14 protein-coding genes are annotated in these 16,924 nt (G+C 45.3%); 7 read left to right on the top strand and 7 right to left on the bottom strand.

Going from position 1 to position 16,924, the window contains the following annotated elements:
- Positions 1-106: 106 nt before the first annotated feature.
- On the top strand, positions 107-358 hold the full coding sequence (locus tag U9J37_RS04755) for a hypothetical protein (protein ID WP_005473742.1): 252 nt from the start codon (positions 107-109) through the stop codon (positions 356-358).
- Between the two features lie 52 nt (positions 359-410).
- On the opposite strand, the gene yfaE is transcribed toward U9J37_RS04755, so the two are convergent.
- From yfaE to ubiG, 4 genes are all read right to left on the bottom strand, one after another.
- Positions 411-689: a class I ribonucleotide reductase maintenance protein YfaE gene (gene yfaE / locus U9J37_RS04750; RefSeq protein WP_005473726.1), complete on the bottom strand. Its 279-nt coding sequence runs from the start codon at positions 687-689 to the stop codon at positions 411-413.
- Between the two features lie 8 nt (positions 690-697).
- Positions 698-1,831 (bottom strand): class Ia ribonucleoside-diphosphate reductase subunit beta, encoded by a 1,134-nt coding sequence (nrdB, locus tag U9J37_RS04745; RefSeq protein ID WP_038212006.1) that lies wholly within the window; start codon positions 1,829-1,831, stop codon positions 698-700.
- Between the two features lie 82 nt (positions 1,832-1,913).
- On the bottom strand, positions 1,914-4,196 hold the full coding sequence (gene nrdA / locus U9J37_RS04740; protein ID WP_005473790.1) for a class 1a ribonucleoside-diphosphate reductase subunit alpha: 2,283 nt from the start codon (positions 4,194-4,196) through the stop codon (positions 1,914-1,916).
- Positions 4,197-4,666: 470 nt separating this feature from the next.
- A complete protein-coding gene (gene ubiG, locus U9J37_RS04735) occupies positions 4,667-5,374 on the bottom strand; it encodes a bifunctional 2-polyprenyl-6-hydroxyphenol methylase/3-demethylubiquinol 3-O-methyltransferase UbiG (RefSeq protein WP_005473849.1) in 708 nt (235 codons plus the stop codon).
- A gap of 285 nt (positions 5,375-5,659) precedes the next feature.
- Between ubiG and gyrA the strand changes: the two genes are divergently transcribed.
- The 5 genes from gyrA (at position 5,660) to U9J37_RS04710 (ending at position 13,388) form a co-directional block, all read left to right on the top strand.
- Complete coding sequence (gene gyrA, locus U9J37_RS04730) at positions 5,660-8,293, top strand: DNA topoisomerase (ATP-hydrolyzing) subunit A (RefSeq protein WP_005473809.1); 2,634 nt, start codon at positions 5,660-5,662, stop codon at positions 8,291-8,293.
- Positions 8,294-8,472: 179 nt separating this feature from the next.
- A complete protein-coding gene (locus tag U9J37_RS04725; RefSeq protein WP_005473794.1) occupies positions 8,473-8,805 on the top strand; it encodes a hypothetical protein in 333 nt (110 codons plus the stop codon).
- A gap of 126 nt (positions 8,806-8,931) precedes the next feature.
- Positions 8,932-10,815 (top strand): methyl-accepting chemotaxis protein, encoded by a 1,884-nt coding sequence (locus U9J37_RS04720; protein WP_005473797.1) that lies wholly within the window; start codon positions 8,932-8,934, stop codon positions 10,813-10,815.
- A 155-nt stretch (positions 10,816-10,970) separates the two neighbouring features.
- Complete coding sequence (locus tag U9J37_RS04715; protein WP_005473730.1) at positions 10,971-12,512, top strand: YjjI family glycine radical enzyme; 1,542 nt, start codon at positions 10,971-10,973, stop codon at positions 12,510-12,512.
- Between the two features lie 9 nt (positions 12,513-12,521).
- Complete coding sequence (locus U9J37_RS04710; protein ID WP_043887160.1) at positions 12,522-13,388, top strand: YjjW family glycine radical enzyme activase; 867 nt, start codon at positions 12,522-12,524, stop codon at positions 13,386-13,388.
- On the opposite strand, the gene U9J37_RS04705 is transcribed toward U9J37_RS04710, so the two are convergent.
- Positions 13,379-14,302: a LysR family transcriptional regulator gene (locus U9J37_RS04705; RefSeq protein ID WP_005473771.1), complete on the bottom strand. Its 924-nt coding sequence runs from the start codon at positions 14,300-14,302 to the stop codon at positions 13,379-13,381. The genes U9J37_RS04710 and U9J37_RS04705 overlap by 10 nt on opposite strands.
- A gap of 159 nt (positions 14,303-14,461) precedes the next feature.
- Between U9J37_RS04705 and U9J37_RS04700 the strand changes: the two genes are divergently transcribed.
- Positions 14,462-14,896, top strand: a complete 435-nt coding sequence (locus U9J37_RS04700) for an EF-hand domain-containing protein (protein WP_005473779.1) — start codon at positions 14,462-14,464, stop codon at positions 14,894-14,896.
- A gap of 48 nt (positions 14,897-14,944) precedes the next feature.
- Here the strand turns inward: U9J37_RS04700 and U9J37_RS04695 are convergent, their stop codons facing one another.
- Positions 14,945-16,048 carry a phosphoribosylaminoimidazolesuccinocarboxamide synthase gene (locus U9J37_RS04695; protein WP_005473847.1) on the bottom strand — a complete coding sequence of 368 codons (1,104 nt, stop codon included), beginning with the start codon at positions 16,046-16,048 and terminating at the stop codon, positions 14,945-14,947.
- 201 nt (positions 16,049-16,249) lie between these two features.
- Positions 16,250-16,645, bottom strand: coding sequence for a SulA-like leucine-rich domain-containing protein (locus U9J37_RS04690; protein WP_005473851.1), 396 nt, complete (start codon positions 16,643-16,645; stop codon positions 16,250-16,252).
- Between the last annotated feature and the right edge of the window lie 279 nt (positions 16,646-16,924).

Raw genomic sequence — 16,924 nt, 5'->3', positions numbered from 1 at the left:
AATGATTTCTAATAGGAGCGAATTTTGTCTCTAAATTGCAACGTGCATTTGCAACATTAGATCTTAAACTAAGAGTTCGTCGCAGGAATCATTCAGGGAGGAAGGCATGTTTCATCAGTCTAAAATACTGGTTTGGTATCAAGTCGCAAGCCAAAAAGTGATTCTGGGTGAGGCAGTTAACTCAGAAAGCTTGGATGCAATTTCAATGTGGTTGACCGCGCCAGAAGAGAAGGAAGTCACATCTACCATGGGGTATCGACTCTCTCTGTTTGATGATGATGGTAGAGAAATCGCGGATAAAGCCGTGTCTATGCTGACAGCAGATGAGTTTTTATCAGGAGCAAATTTACGCGCGTAGATACAAAAAAAGCCCGGATGAGATACATCCAGGCTTTCTTTTTATTGAATAGTTATGCGCGTTTTTCTCTTAGCGTGTAATTGACATCTTGCAGTTCAATATCCGTTTTCGCACGAGATATACAAGGTAAAATTTCATCGCTTTGCACATAAGCCATCGCAAAACCAACGTATTCCACTTCACCTGATACAATTTTGCAGCGGCATGCACCACAATGACCATCTCGGCAATTGTACTCAGGCTCTAATCCCGCTTGTTCCATTGTTTCCAATAGAGTATTCGAAGGGTTTGATTGAATCGGTGTGAAGCCGTTAATTTTAATTCTTGGCATATTCGTTTTTATAGCTCGAAGTCTTTAAAGTCGTCTGCACGAACGTCGCTGTCGATCTGACCAACAAGGTAAGATGAAATTTCAGCTTCTTGCGGAGCAACCTGAACATTATCCGAAGACAACCAAGCATTGATCCAAGGGATCGGGTTAGAGGTCGCTTCTGGATACGCCGCACTTAAGCCAACCGCTTGCATGCGGATGTTGGTGATGTATTCCACGTACTGGCAAAGAATGTCTTTGTTTAAGCCGATCATCGAGCCATCTTTGAATAGGTATTCTGCCCACTCTTTCTCTTGCTCTGCCGCTTCTTTGAACAGGTCGAAACACTCTTGTTTACACTCTTCGGCAATCTGCATGAAAGAGAAGTCATCCTGACCGTTACGAAGAAGGTTGATCATGTGCTGAGTACCGGTTAGGTGCAGCGCCTCATCACGAGCGATAAGCTTGATGATTTTTGCGTTGCCTTCCATCAGTTCACGCTCTGCAAACGCAAATGAACAAGCAAAGCTCACGTAGAAGCGAATAGCTTCTAGAGCGTTAACAGACATCAAACACAGGTAAAGCTTTTTCTTAAGGTCGTGAAGCTTGATAGTCTTCTCTTCACCTTTGATGACGTGAGTGCCTTCGCCGTAGCGGTGATAGTCGTTTGTTAGCTCAATTAGGTCATCGTAGTAACCAGAAATATCTTTCGCACGTTTTAGGATGTGCTCGTTCTCAACGATGTCATCAAATACGATACCTGGATCGTTAACGATGTTACGAATGATGTGTGTGTATGAGCGCGAGTGAATCGTTTCAGAGAAAGACCAAGTCTCAATCCATGTCTCCACTTCTGGCAGAGAAACAAGTGGCAGAAGCGCAACGTTCGGGCTACGACCTTGAATAGAATCAAGCAACGTTTGATATTTTAAGTTGGAGATGAAAATGTGCTTTTCGTGATCAGGCAACTTGTTGTAGTCGATGCGGTCGCTTGATACGTCTACTTCTTCTGGACGCCAAAAGAAAGAAAGCTGTTTTTCAATCAGCTTTTCGAAGATCTCAAATTTTTGTTGGTCGTAACGTGCTACGTTGACTGATTGACCTAAGAACATAGGTTCTTTTAGCTGATCGTTTTTGTTTCTGTTAAAAGTACTGTAAGCCATGATGCCTCAATTCCTTTTATGCCCCTCACGGTGGAGGGGCGAATAATGTCTATTGCCTAATAATCCGCTAGGGGATTATGGATTAAATCTTACAACCGCCGCCTGCACAATCATCATCTTGTGGTTGTACGGCGTCTTTCTGATCATCGCTCGCACCGTCACGAGTATTGTGGTAGTAAAGCGTCTTCACACCGTACTTGTACGCGGTAAGAAGATCTTGGAGAAGTTTCTTCATTGGTACTTTACCGCTCTCGAAACGGGTTGGATCATAGTTTGTGTTCGCCGAGATAGCCTGATCGACAAACTTCTGCATGATGCCCACAAGGTGTAAGTAGCCATCATTCGAGCCGATATTCCAAAGAAGCTCGTAGTTTTCCTTGTATTCAGTGAACTCTGGAACAACTTGCTTCAAGATACCATCTTTAGACGCTTTGACTGATACATAGCCACGTGGAGGCTCAATACCGTTGGTTGCGTTCGAAATTTGAGAAGACGTTTCAGACGGCATTAGCGCAGTTAGCGTCGAGTTACGCAGACCGTGTGTCATGATTTCTTCGCGTAGGCCGTCCCAGTCGTAATGCAATGGTTCGTCACACACGAGATCGACGTCTTTCTTGTAAGTGTCGATTGGCAGTAGACCTTTCGCGTAGTTCGTCTCGTGGAAAGAAGGACATTTACCTTGCTCTTTCGCTAGTGCCACAGACGCTTTGAGCAAGTAGTACTGCATTGCTTCAAATGTACGGTGAGTTAGGCCGTTTGCACTGCCGTCCGAATATTTCACGCCATTTTTCGCTAGGTAGTAAGCGTAGTTGATCACGCCCACACCCAAAGTACGGCGGTTCATCGTTGACTTGTAAGCCGCTGGAAGCGGGTAATCTTGGTAATCAAGCAGCGCATCAAGAGCACGAACAACTAGGTCAGACAGTTCTTCGAAATCATCAAGAGATTTAATCGCACCAAGGTTGAATGCAGAGAGTGTACACAGCGCAATCTCACCAGAGTCATCTTCAACGTTGGTTAGCGGCTTGGTTGGCAGCGCGATTTCCAAACACAGGTTAGATTGACGAACAGGTGCAACTTCTGAATCAAACGGGCTGTGGGTGTTACAGTGGTCAACGTTTTGAATATAGATACGACCTGTAGAAGCACGTTCTTGCATCAAGATAGAGAACATCTCGATTGCTTTAACCGTTTCTTTCTTAACTGAAGGATCGTTTTCGTATTTAACGTATAGGCGCTCGAACTCATCTTGGTTCTCAAAGAACGCATCATACAGACCTGGTACGTCAGAAGGAGAGAACAACGTGATGTTGCCACCTTCTACCAAGCGTTGATACATCAAGCGGTTCAACTGAACACCGTAATCCATGTGACGAACACGGTTCTCTTCAACACCACGGTTATTCTTAAGAACCATCAGTGCTTGAGACTCACCATGCCACAGTGGGTAAAATACCGTTGCCGCACCACCGCGAACACCACCTTGAGAACAACATTTTACTGCGGTTTGGAAGTATTTGTAGAAAGGAATACAACCCGTGTGGAATGCTTCACCACCGCGGATTTCTGAACCCAGAGCACGGATACGACCTGCGTTGATACCGATACCGGCACGCTGAGAAACGTAACGAACAATGGAGCTTGCCGTTGCGTTGATAGAATCTAGGCTGTCACCACACTCGATCAGTACACACGAGCTGAACTGGCGAGTAGGAGTACGTACACCTGACATGATCGGTGTAGGTAGAGAAATCTTGAATGTAGAGGTCGCATCGTAAAAACGCTTGATGTAATCAAGGCGCGTTTCTTTCGGGTATTTCGCGAACAAACAAGCAGCAACAAGAATGTAAAGGAACTGCGCACTCTCGTAGATCTCACCAGATACACGGTTCTGAACAAAGTACTTACCTTCAAGCTGTTTAACCGCTGCGTAAGAGAAATCTAAATCGCGGCGGTGATCGATATACGCGTCAAGCTCATCCAATTCCGCTTTTGTGTAATCCTCTAGAATATGCTGGTCGTATTTACCCATATCGATCAGCTTCGCAACGTGATCATACAGTGCTGGTGGCTCGTACTGACCATACGCTTTTTTGCGCAGGTGGAATACCGCCAAGCGAGCAGCAAGGTATTGATAATCTGGCGTCTCTTCTGAGATCAGATCAGCAGCGGATTTGATGATGGTTTCATGGATGTCTGAAGTCGTGATGCCATCATAAAATTGAATGTGAGCGCGTAGTTCTACTTGAGATACAGAAACGTTGTCGAGGCCTTCTGCTGCCCAAGCGATTACTCGGTGGATCTTCTCAAGATCAATGCTTTCTTTACGACCGTCGCGTTTGGTAACGGTAAGTTGTTGGTTCATTCTGCTTAATTTCCCTAACAAAACTGATAAAAGCCGTGTTTTTGTGTAATTCTTGTAAAATTCGTACCGGCTTTGTGATCAAAGTCTATCTATATATTGTAGTACAAACACAATATATAGGGGTGCATTGGTGTGCGGGTTACAAGATAGTGCTATCTGAGGTGGTTTTCAAGTTGGAGATCTTGGATGACTTGTGGATAACTAACAAAATTGAAAAAATCAGTAAGTGACTACTAACCGATGAAATAAGAGCGGATAAGATTGTAGAAAATTACCGTTTTGGAATCGGTTTATTCGTAACCACAAACAAAAAAAAATATCTTGATCTTTGCCAATTTTTTCCCGCATTTTTTCGCCTGGTGAAAATGGAATCAAGTCGACAAAAATCGTTCAAAAAAGCACTAAAAAAGGCGGTGAGCTTATGCTACCGCCTTAGAAATAACCACTAGATATAGGGTGTTATCTTGGTGTTAAAACTTCTGAGTGTGGACGATGTAATTGACGTCGACCTTACGACCAAGCTTATATGAATCAGTGAGCGGGTTATAGTGTAGCCCTGTAATTCCTGTCTCTGTCAGGTCGGTTTGGTCAACCATTTTAATCAGCTCAGACGGGCGAATGAACTTCTCGTGATCGTGAGTACCTTCAGGGACGATCTTAAGCAGTTTCTCTGCACCGACGATGGCAAACAAGTACGACTTAATATTGCGATTTAAGGTTGAAAAAAAGACATGGCCACCTGGTTTAACAAGCGCTGCGCAAGAGCGAACAACGGAAAGTGGGTCAGGGACGTGCTCAAGCATCTCCATGCAAGTGACGACATCGTATTTTCCAGCATGGGTTGCGGCATGGTCTTCGATGGTGCTTTGGATGTACTCAAGCTTGGTACCTGTCTCCAGAGCGTGAAGTCGAGCGACTTCAAGGGGTTCTTTGCCCATGTCTAATCCGGTCACGATCGCACCTTCTTTCGCCATACTCTCAGCAAGGATGCCACCACCACAGCCAACGTCGAGCACTGTCTTGCCAAAAAGGCCATTGGCGTTATCTAAAACATAGTTCAAGCGTAGCGGGTTGATTTGATGCAGAGGTTTAAACTCGCCCTTCAGATCCCACCAGCGTGAAGCCATATCCTCAAATTTCTTAATTTCGTTTGGGTCGACGTTTTGTGCTTGTGTCATAACTGCTCTGTGTTGTACCGCTTCCTTGAATTAGGCAGGCATTATAGCGCGTTAAAATGAACACTCCATAGGGCATGTCACTTTTATACTAGACTGGTGAAAATATAACCATTAATCAGCGAGATAAAATAAGAGTGTGCAATTTCTCGGCATTTGATTCACAACCAAGCTCACAACCTGATAAAAGGAGAGGGAAAGTAATGCCGAAGAGTCGATTTGTGTGTTATATTTTTGCACCTTAAACGTATTGTACATACGATCTATAAATAGAGGGATAATGGCTCTATGAGCGATCTAGCTAAAGAGATCACGCCCGTAAACATTGAAGATGAGCTTAGAGGTTCATACCTTGACTATGCGATGTCCGTAATCGTTGGTCGTGCTCTTCCTGATGTGCGTGATGGCCTAAAGCCTGTACACCGCCGCGTTTTGTTCGCGATGAATGTGCTAGGTAATGATTGGAATAAACCATACAAAAAATCTGCCCGTGTTGTTGGCGACGTAATCGGTAAATATCACCCGCATGGTGACAGTGCTGTATACGACACTATCGTTCGTATGGCTCAGCCGTTTTCATTACGTTACATGCTAGTTGATGGCCAAGGTAACTTTGGTTCTATCGATGGTGACTCAGCAGCGGCAATGCGTTATACCGAAGTTCGCATGGCAAAAATTGCCCATGAACTTCTCGCTGATCTAGACAAAGAAACCGTGGATTACGTGCCGAACTATGACGGTACTGAGCAAATCCCAGCGGTTCTTCCTACTAAAATTCCTAACCTATTGGTAAACGGTGCTTCTGGTATCGCAGTAGGTATGGCAACCAACATCCCGCCACATAACCTTGGCGAAGTGATCGATGGCTGCTTGGCATACATCAATAATGAAGAGATCACGATTGATGAGTTAATGGACTACATTCCTGGTCCAGATTTCCCAACAGCGGCACTAATCAGTGGTCGTAAAGGCATTGTAGACGCGTACAAGACTGGCCGCGGTAAAATTTACATGCGTTCTAAAGCGGAAATTGAAGCGGACAAGAATGGTAAAGAGACCATTATCGTTACCGAGATCCCTTATCAGGTGAACAAAGCTCGCTTGATCGAAAAGATCGCTGAGCTTGTTAAAGATAAGAAAGTTGAAGGCATTAGTGCACTGCGCGATGAGTCTGACAAAGACGGTATGCGCATTGTTATCGAATGTAAGCGTGATGCAGTGGGCGAAGTGGTTCTAAACAACCTATACGCGAACACTCAGCTGCAAACGACGTTCGGTATCAACATGGTTGCCCTGAACAACGGCCAGCCACAGCTGTTCAACCTAAAAGAGATGTTGAAGTGCTTCGTAGATCACCGCCGTGAAGTGGTGACTCGTCGTACTATCTTTGAATTGCGTAAAGCTCGTGAGCGTGCCCATATCCTAGAAGGTTTGGCACTGGCATTAGCGAACATTGATGAGATCATCGAACTGATCCGTAAGGCGCCAACACCAGCAGAGGCGAAAGCCGGTCTTGTGGCTCGCGGTTGGGATCTAGGCAATGTAGCAGCAATGCTAGAGCGCGCGGGTACTGATGCGGCCCGTCCTGAGTGGCTAGAAGCACAATACGGTATCCGTGACGGTCAGTACTTCCTGACAGAAACTCAAGCGCAAGCAATCCTAGACCTACGTCTACACAAGCTTACTGGTCTTGAGCACGAGAAGATTCTTGACGAGTACAAAGCGCTTCTAGAAGAAATCGCTGAACTGATGCACATTCTTGCAAGCACTGAGCGTTTGATGGAGGTGATCCGCGAAGAACTAGAAACAGTTCGCGATGCATTTGGTGATGTTCGTCGTACGGAAATCACAGCAGCAAGCCATGACATCGACATGGAAGAGCTGATTGCACGTGAAGACGTGGTCGTGACTCTTTCTCACGAAGGTTACGTTAAGTACCAAATCCTAAGCGACTACGAAGCACAGCGTCGTGGTGGTAAAGGAAAGAGTGCAACGAAGATGAAAGATGAAGATTACATCGAGCGTCTGTTGGTTGCGAATACTCACGATAACATCCTATGTTTCTCTACACGTGGTAAAACTTACCGTCTGAAAGTGTATCAATTGCCGTTAGCGAGCCGAACTGCTCGTGGCAAGCCAATCATCAATATTCTACCGCTAGAAGAAGGTGAGCGTATTACCGCAATTCTGCCAGTTGATGAGTTCTCACCAGAGAAATTCATCTTTATGGCAACTGGTGATGGTACGGTTAAGAAGACATCGCTTGATCAATTTGCAAACGTACGTTCAAACGGTCTAATTGCAGTTAACCTACGTGATGACGATTCCTTGATTGGCGTTGATATTACCAACGGCGATAGCGACATCATGCTGTTCTCTAAAGCGGGTAAAGTAGTTCGTTTCAACGAAGATAAAGTTCGTGCAATGGGTCGTACTGCGGCAGGTGTTCGCGGTATGAAACTGGCTGATGAAGATCAAGTTGTCTCTCTCATTGTTCCTTCAAACGAAGGTGACATTCTAACTGTAACGCAAAACGGCTACGGTAAACGTACCGAGCTTGCCGAGTACCCCACGAAAGGTCGTGCAACACAAGGTGTTGTCTCTATCAAAGTGTCAGAGCGTAACGGTCCAGTTGTTGGCGCGGTACAGGTAGAAGAAGGCGATGAGATGATGATGATCACTGACGCTGGTACTCTAGTTCGTACACGTGTTTCTGAAGTGAGCCAAGTTGGCCGTAATACGCAAGGTGTTACGCTAATTCGCACTGCAGAAGATGAGAATGTTGTTGGACTTCAGCGTATTGACGAAGTAGAAGAGGTGGATTTACCAGAAGGTGAAGATGCTGCTGATACAGAAAACACAGCTGAAGTAACGTCTGAGAATCCAGAAACGCCGACTGGCGATGATGAGCCTCAAGCGTAAACACGTTTTAAATGAATCAAAGCCGAGCAATTGCTCGGTTTTTTTGTGCTCAGAATTAAGCAATTTCGCCAATAGTTTCAATAAGGTGTATAACTCGTCTCAAAAGTGTCTCTCTCTGAGTTAGTCTGCACTTTGGTTCACGTATAGTGACCAAACTACGCAGTAAAAGGAGAGATGATATGGGTTTAGATACACCAATGGCGATATCCAATTATCTAGGTGGCTTGCTCGCCTTGCTCATTTTCTATCCATTTGCTCTTGTTACACTGCAAATTGCCATTTACTCGCCCACTAAACGTGGCCGTATTACGAAAAAATTCAATATTCTTTGCGCTTGTGCGGCAGCGTTCCTGCTTGTCATGCATATGCAAACTGAGGTGATTTATGGCAAAGAGCTGTTAGATCGCTACTATTCAACGCACGCCAATGAACGACCTGTTGAAAGTGAAGAGGATGGATCCACGCAAGCGGCTAACGACGGGGTTGGGCTGCCTGAAATGACGGAAAAATGACGTCAATATTTTGCAGTCAATTCAATAATTTACAGTCTGTTGTTTGGTTGTCAAATGTTCGTGCATCTTGGTTAAAATCCCGATAATATTCGCCACTTTCCTACTGTTCCAGGCGAAATATCAACCATGAAATTATCATTAAAACAAAAACTGATAGGTGCCAGCTTATTAGCGGTGGTGCTAATGGCAAGCGTGCTAACTTGGCTATCTGCAGACCAACTTTTCCAACAAACTCGTAACGGCGTATACGCTCGTGCAGAGAGTCTAGCCGCTGCTGCTTCAGAAGGGATCTCTGACTGGATTTCCATTCGTAAACAAATTTCTACTGCGTTCAACGATTACAGCCAAGAAGCCGATGTCGTTCCATACTTGCAGCAAGCGCGTAAAGCTGGTGGGTTCGATGATATCTTCCTCGGTACTCCAGAGGGCGGAATGTACCGCTCGCACCCAGAGCGAAACCGTGCAGACTATGATCCACGTACTCGCCCTTGGTACAAAGATGCCAATGTTGCGGGCAAGCAAATTATCACAACTGCCTATAAAGATGCGATTACCAATGCGCTATTGGTGACAATTGCTGAGCCAGTTCGTCGCAACGGTCAGTTTGTCGGCATTGTTGGTGCTGATGTTTTGATCGATCAGTTGATCAACGATGTCATTAATCTCGATGCGGGTAAGAATGCTTACGCGATGCTTATTGATACTCAAGATGGCAACTTCCTAGCGCACCCAAACAAAGACTTATCGCTGAAACCTGTGTCAACGCTTTCAAATAAATTTACCCTTCGCGCGATTCAAGAAGCGGCAAATACCGGCTCTATTGAGCTGATTGAGCGAAACGGCGTAGAGAAAATGGTCTTCTTTAAACAAGTACCAGATACCCCGTGGATTTTTGCGATTGAAATGGATCGCGCAACAGAAGAAGCGGCACACTCAGAGTTATTGGTTGACCTGATTATTACGGCAATCGTAATTACTTTGATCGTTGTCTTTGTTGTCTCTTGGTTGGTGAGCTTCTTGTTCCGCGATTTAGGCCGTGTGTCCAAAGCGTTGGAAGAAATTGCATCAGGTGAAGGTGATTTGACTCAAAGACTTGAACCTCGTAGTGACGACGAAGTTGGTCAATTGGCGTCAAACTTCAATACCTTCGTTGGTAACATGCATTCGATGGTGTCTAAACTTAGCTTAGTTTCGGCGTCACTGTCAGAGCAAGCGAAGCAAACTGCGCAACATGCTGAAGAGCGCAGTGCTCGTATTCGTCATCAACAAGATGAAATCAACATGGTTGCTACTGCTATCAATGAAATGGCAGCTGCCACACAAGAAATCGCAGGCAACGCCGATCATACGGCACAAAACTCGTCAGAAGCGGTATCAGCGTGTGTGCATGGTGGTCAGCAAGTGGTGCAAACACAAAGCTCGATTCAAAATCTGGCGCAGGAAGTTCAGGTAGCGACAGAGGTTATTCAAGAACTTGAAGCACACGGCAATAGCATTAGTACGATTCTATCGACCATTCAAGATATTGCAGAACAAACCAACCTACTTGCACTTAACGCGGCAATTGAAGCGGCGCGTGCGGGTGAACAAGGGCGTGGATTTGCAGTGGTGGCCGACGAAGTTCGTGTGTTGAGTCAACGTACTCATGCTTCGACGAAAGAAATCCAGCAGATGATTGAAACTCTACAAGGTACGACGGGTAAAGCCGTAGGCATTATGGGTGATAGCCGCATGTTGGCGGATACCAGTGTGGGCGATGCGGATTCTGCGGCAGTGAGTTTAACCCTAATCCAAACGGCTGTTGAACGCATCAGTGATATGGCGACTCAAATTGCTTCAGCGGCAGAAGAGCAAGCGTCAGTCACATCTGAAATTACGCGAAACACTGTGGGTATTCGTGATGTGTCGAATGACTTGGCGGATGAGGCACATGACGCGGCATCTCAAGCGGCGCAATTGTCAGAGCTATCTCATGAGCTAGAACAAGAAATCAATCGCTTCAAGTTGTAAGCGCCATACTCTGTTTCGACTAAGCCCGGTTATTACTTCCGGGCTTTTTTTGTTTGATACTTTTCCAAAATGGAAAAATAGACTTATCAAAGTTTCAATAGCAGAAATGATTGTGCAAGTTTTAAAATCCATACAAACAACAAGGATTACAAGCTATGCCGACTTCTCTCAACGCATTCCAACAACGTGTTCACGCTATCGTGACCGACACCAACCTTAGCCCAAAGCAAAAGAACCAATTTCTCGCGTTAGAAGCGGAGGCGGACCTTCCATATTTGGAGGTGTCTGATGCCGTTTCGATTGCGATGGAACAAGGCATCATTTGTGACATGTTTGAGGGACACGCACCTTTCAAACCTCGCTACGTGCTGCCCGATTACGCAAAATATCTAAAGCAAGGCTCGATGCATCTTGAAGTTGAGCCTGCGCAAGATTTTGATGATGCCCTCAATTTGCTGACCATTCTTTATCATCACGTTCCCTCAGTCACTAATATTCCCGTTTATCTTGGTCAACTTGACGAAGTGCTGCTTCCTTATGTCGGCTCTCTAACAGAGCAACAGGTTTATGCCAAACTCAAGCGCTTCTGGATCATGTTGGACCGCACCTTGCCTGATGCGTTCATGCATGTGAATATCAGTCCTACGGACAATGTGATTTGCCGAACCATTCTTAAAGTCGATGCAGAGCTTAAGCAGATCGCGCCCAACTTAACTTTTATGTATGACTCGAACGTCACTCCGGACGATCTTTTAAGGCAGGCAACCAGTAATATTTGCGAATGCAGTAAGCCACACATCGCCAACTATCCGATGCATGCAAGCGCGTATGGTGATAAACAGTTTGGCATTGTTAGCTGCTACAACTCATTGCCGTTAGCGGGTGGTTCCAACACTCTAGTGAGAATGAACTTGAAAGAAGTGGCTAAGCGTTCAAAAGACAGTACGGACTTTATTGATTACGTTCTTCCGACGTACAACGAGCTAATGATTGAGCTCATTGAGGCAAGAAGCCGTCATCTGCATGAACACTCAAACTTTTTTAAAGGCTTTTTGGCGACGGAGGCGCTGATTTACGAGAACCGTTTTGCACCAATGTACGGGATATACGGCATGGCAGAGGCGGTCAATATCCTTTTAGAGAAAGAAGATTGCAATGAACAATATGGCCACAGTGATAAGGCAAACCGACTCGCGCTTGCCATTTCAGAAAAGCTGGCGCATTTGGTCGACACTAGCCCGGTTAAATACGGCTATGAAGGTAAAGCGTTATTGCATGCTCAAGGCGGGATTAGTCTTGATAAAGATGTCACACCAGGTGTGCGTATTCCTTATGGGACCGAGCCGGATCCGGTGAGCTATGTTCAAGCGACCGCGCCGCAGCACAAATACTATACGTCGGGGATCAGTGATATCTTAACGATTGATGAAACCGTTAAATCGAACCCAGAAGCGATGTTCAATCTTTGTAAAGGTGCGTTGGCCATGGGCTACCGCGAGTTTACGGCAAACGTGGCATCAAACGATTTAGTTCGTGTAACTGGCTATATGGTTAAGCTTTCTGACATAGCCAAGTTCGCCGCTTCAGGTTCACGCTCGAACACGACATTTCTTGGGGCAGAAGCGGCAAATAACACCGGCATACTTGAGCGCAGTCCACGAGTCGTCAGCATGGAATCGCAGCCGTACTATCAGTAAGGCCTTACGATGGAAAAAAGCGCGTTTGTCAGCCGAATTCTGAATTTTTCATGTGTGGATGGACCAGGAAATCGCCTGGTCATCTTCCTACAAGGGTGTAATTTTAGCTGCATTACCTGCCATAATCCTCACACAATCAATCACTGCAACCATTGTGGTGATTGTGTTGCTGTGTGCCCAAGCGGAGCTTTAACGCTAGAGGGTAGTGGGCGAGTCGCATGGAACGAGGTCAAGTGCACCCATTGTGATGATTGCCTTGATCGCTGCGATCATCATTCGAGCCCCAAGGTTACAAGTTACACTGTCACTCGGGTCGTAAGGCTGATTAGAAAGCAGCGCCATTTCATCAGTGGTATTACCATGTCCGGAGGCGAAGCGACCTTGCAGCTTCCTTTCATCATTGATCTATTCAAAGCAATCAAACAGGACGAAGAGTTATCACACCTCACTTGTTTTATTGATAGCAATGGTTATTTGTCGCAACAAGGATGGATCAACGTGTTACCCTTTATGGATGGGGCGATGATTGATCTGAAATCTTGGCAGAATGAAACCCATCAGTGGCTTGTTGGTCGCGACAACCATAAAGTCATTCAATCGATTCGCTTGTTAGCAGAGCACGGAAAATTACACGAGCTTCGACTTCTTCACGTGCCAGATAAAAGTGATTTGGAGAGTGAAATTTCCCATATTGCAGCGCTTATCAACCAGCTGCCAGCCAACGTCAATATTAGGCTCAACGCTTTTCAGCATCATGGCGTGATTGGCCAAGCGCTATCTTGGTCAAAATGTAGCGAAGGGCAAATCGATCACCTCTACCAACGGCTTGAAAAGCTCGTTCCAAATCCGATCAGCCGCCCCAGTGTTTACGTCTGATGCACTGCCAAAAGTTGCTGATGGAGCCAGCGCAATGCCGGATGATTTAAACTGGCTTGATTCCAAACCAAACTGTATCCAACTTGGCCATAATCAAAGGGTAGAGGTTTCTGAATGAGCAATTTCGCTTGATATGCCTTGTCGGCCCAGGCTTTGGAGCAGGTTAATATTCGTTCGGAGTGATGGCACAACACGGCGGCAGAACCAAAATCTGAAACAGAGATACTCACATCTCGTGAACGATGTTGCTGAGTCAAATTCTGTTCAAAGAAGGGTTCGGCAAGGTCGTCATCATGAATCCCAATATGTTGGTATTGTAGATAATCATCGATTGATAGTGTTCGCTTGCTCGCTAAAGGGTGGGTGGGCGAAAGCAAACAGACCATTTCATCTTCCATGATCTGCTGCCACATCAAATCGCGGCTACGTGTTGGCGGTTGGCTCACATCGTGGGGCAGCAGCATAAAATCGACCTGACCGCGGCTCAACGAATCAAAGTTCATTTGCTCTTTAGCGAAAAGCTGAACGTGTTTAGCAGAGGACAACTGTTGGCAGATCTGTTCAATTCGCTCGGCAAATAGCTCGAAGGTACTTTCGCGCATAGACAATGAAATGGTGCCGGTAAAACTGGCAGGTTCGAATTCTCCTTGATGAAGAATACCGTTCATGCTCGACAAAATACCATGAATTTGCGGAGCAATGCTCAGAGCAAAGGAGGTTGGGAGCAATAAGGTTCCCTCTCGATAAAAGAGCTCATCACCTAACTGCTCTCTAAGTTGTGACAGCGTTTTGCTTACACTAGAGGGCGTGACACATAATTTCTCAGCCGCTTTAGTCACGCTGCTGGTTGAAAGCATAACGTGAAGTACCGTTAAGTGCTTCATGCTGATTCGGGAAAGGGCAATAAAATCCATGGCGTAACATTGTTGGTCAGTTTCTACTGCATTATATCCGCGTTGACTGCTTTGCAAAGTGCTCGTTGTGTGGAAGTGCTATTCCGCTTCTATACTAGAGTAACAATGGCTATTAATTTATTGCTTAATAGTTAGATCGTGTTGGACTAGGAGGAAAACATGAAGGTACAAAGTTTATTGACCATTGGTTTGTTGTTGGTGGTTAATCCAGTGTTGGCTGATGAGGACGATATGGATGAAGCGACCAAGGTGAAGGTTGCTCCAGATTTTCAAGTCATGGACGAGGATAAAGACGGGGTCGTGTCGAAAGAAGAGTTTGATGCGTTTCGCTCAACGATGGACGACGGTGAAGAAGAGGAAGAGAGCTCATTAAGTGCCTTCGCTTCGTTTGATAAAGACAAAGATGGTTTTGTCAGCGAAGAAGAGTTAGCGGCTCACGCAAAATACTCAAACCCAGGTAATGGCACAGGCGCATTGCTTGATAACAAAAAGCAAAAGTCCAACGCCAATCGTAAAGAGAAAAAGGAAAAGCCCGACCGCAGCGACAGAGGAAAAAACAGCGATCGCGGCAATGGTGGTGGAAAAGATAAATAATCGTATTAAACACAACGCCCCAAATATGGGGCGTTGTGTTTATAGGTATCAGTCAATCAGACCATACTGAGATCCAAGGACATCGATAATCTCTTGCTTTGGATTATCACTTAGCTCAATTGGGCGACCTGTAATCTTTTCTGCGATCCCTGTGTATGTGCGGGAAATATCCATAAGCGCTTCAAGAGGCAATGCGTTTTCGCGCGCCAGTGCTTCACGTTCAGGCATACGTTCTTTGTTAAGAAGGATATCTGGTTCAGGGAAGTGGTTAAGCAAAAATTGTCTGAATCCTTCTTTTGAATTCTCGACAATATTACCGGCTTGATACTCCTTTTCATCCCAAATACGGGATGAATCTGGCGTACCGACTTCATCCATGTAGATCAGTTTTTCGTTGCCTGCAGCATCGTGAACGTAGCCAAACTCAAATTTTGTATCGACAAAGATTTGGTCCACTTTGGCCAGTGCATCACTGATGACGCCAAACCCTTCGCGGAGCAACTTCTCGTAGAGTGCTATATCCTCTGGTTTGGAAAAGTTGAAGGCAGCAAAGTTGTCTTCGATATTTTTACGAGTGATGTTGACATCATCGGCTTCTGGAACGTCTGGGATACCTTTAAGAATGCCTTTGGTTGAAGGAGTCATCAGCAAGTCAGGGAGTGCTTTATCGCGCTCGAGTCCCTCTGGAAGTTCAATGCCACAGAACTCACGCTCACCCTTTTCATAGGCACGCCACATCGAGCCCGTGATGTATTTGCGACAAATCGCTTCGATCATAATTGGTTTGGCTTTTTGAACGATCCAAACTAGCGGATGAGGGATATCAAGAATGTGACTATCGGCGAGTCCATTTTCTTTAAATAGGCTAAACCAGTGATTAGAGATCGCATTCAAGGCAGCGCCTTTTCCTGGGACACCTTGCAATCCACCCTCTGCATGCCAAATGCAGTCAAACGCCGATATGCGGTCACTGATAACCATGATGGCTAAAGGCGCATCAGGGGCAACATCGTAGCCTTTTTCTTGAATAAGGCGTTGGCTGTCTTCTTCAGTTAACCAATATACAGAGCGTACTTTTCCGCTATGAACTGGCTTATTTGTGCGAATTGGAAGATCGTCATTTACGGCGAGAACTTGATCGGCGAGACTCATTTAGACATTCCTATCTTTGTCAAAAATGGGTGAAAGACGTAATTTGCTTTCGATTTGCAGTGCATAATACCAGAACTTAGCGAGGCTTCCAGATAAAAAGCAAACGTTTGCTTAATTTTTTAACGGCGCAATGGCGATGTGATAAAAAGAAAAAGCCCCTCACAAAGGGAGGGGACAAAGACAGTGTAAATGTTGAGCTTATTAGTGGTACTGGAATGATCTGCCCTCAACAAAAAAGACCGCACACTGGAATTGGTTAGCGAGGTCAGTAAGTAACGCTTGATCTAATTCTGAAATTTGGTTGGACGCGACAACGGCACTTGCGTTACCCGACTGAATGGCTTTGGTCACAATCTCTACCTCTGACTGAGTTTGAGATGCTCTCATCTGGATGATCTTTTTACAGCTGACATTGTATGAAGCGAACTGTTCGTAGTCGGGACGTGGACATTCAGCAGTAAACAAAATCCATTGCTTTTGGTGCGATAGGCTCGCTAAGCGGTAAAGAACGGTGTCATCGATGTTCATCGGCTGGGTAGGTTGAGCGAGAACATTGAATTTAGAAACCGAGCGACTTGTTGGTTGAAACTGAATCATAATACTGTCCTTTCATACATGCTGTATGTGTATACAGTAGTTTGTTTGCTGGAAGTGATCAAGACTTTTTGTTGTCTTTTTAATCGAAAAATAGAAGCTCTTGAGCGAGAATAAAAGTTAAGTTGTTGAATTTAAATGATTACCTTTGTTTTCTTGCAAGTGATCTAAGTATGAGAAACTGTGAGTGAACGCACATGGCTTTATACAGTACTGTGGAGAAAGTACTGTATAAAGCCAGAGAGGTTGTTTGTTGGAAATGGCCCCTAAGTGTCAAGATAT

This window comes from Vibrio sp. 16 (genome assembly GCF_963681195.1).
Classification (GTDB): domain Bacteria; phylum Pseudomonadota; class Gammaproteobacteria; order Enterobacterales; family Vibrionaceae; genus Vibrio; species Vibrio sinaloensis_D.
The sequence above is the reverse complement of the archived record's forward strand: the minus strand, read 5'-3'. Positions and strand labels throughout refer to the sequence as shown.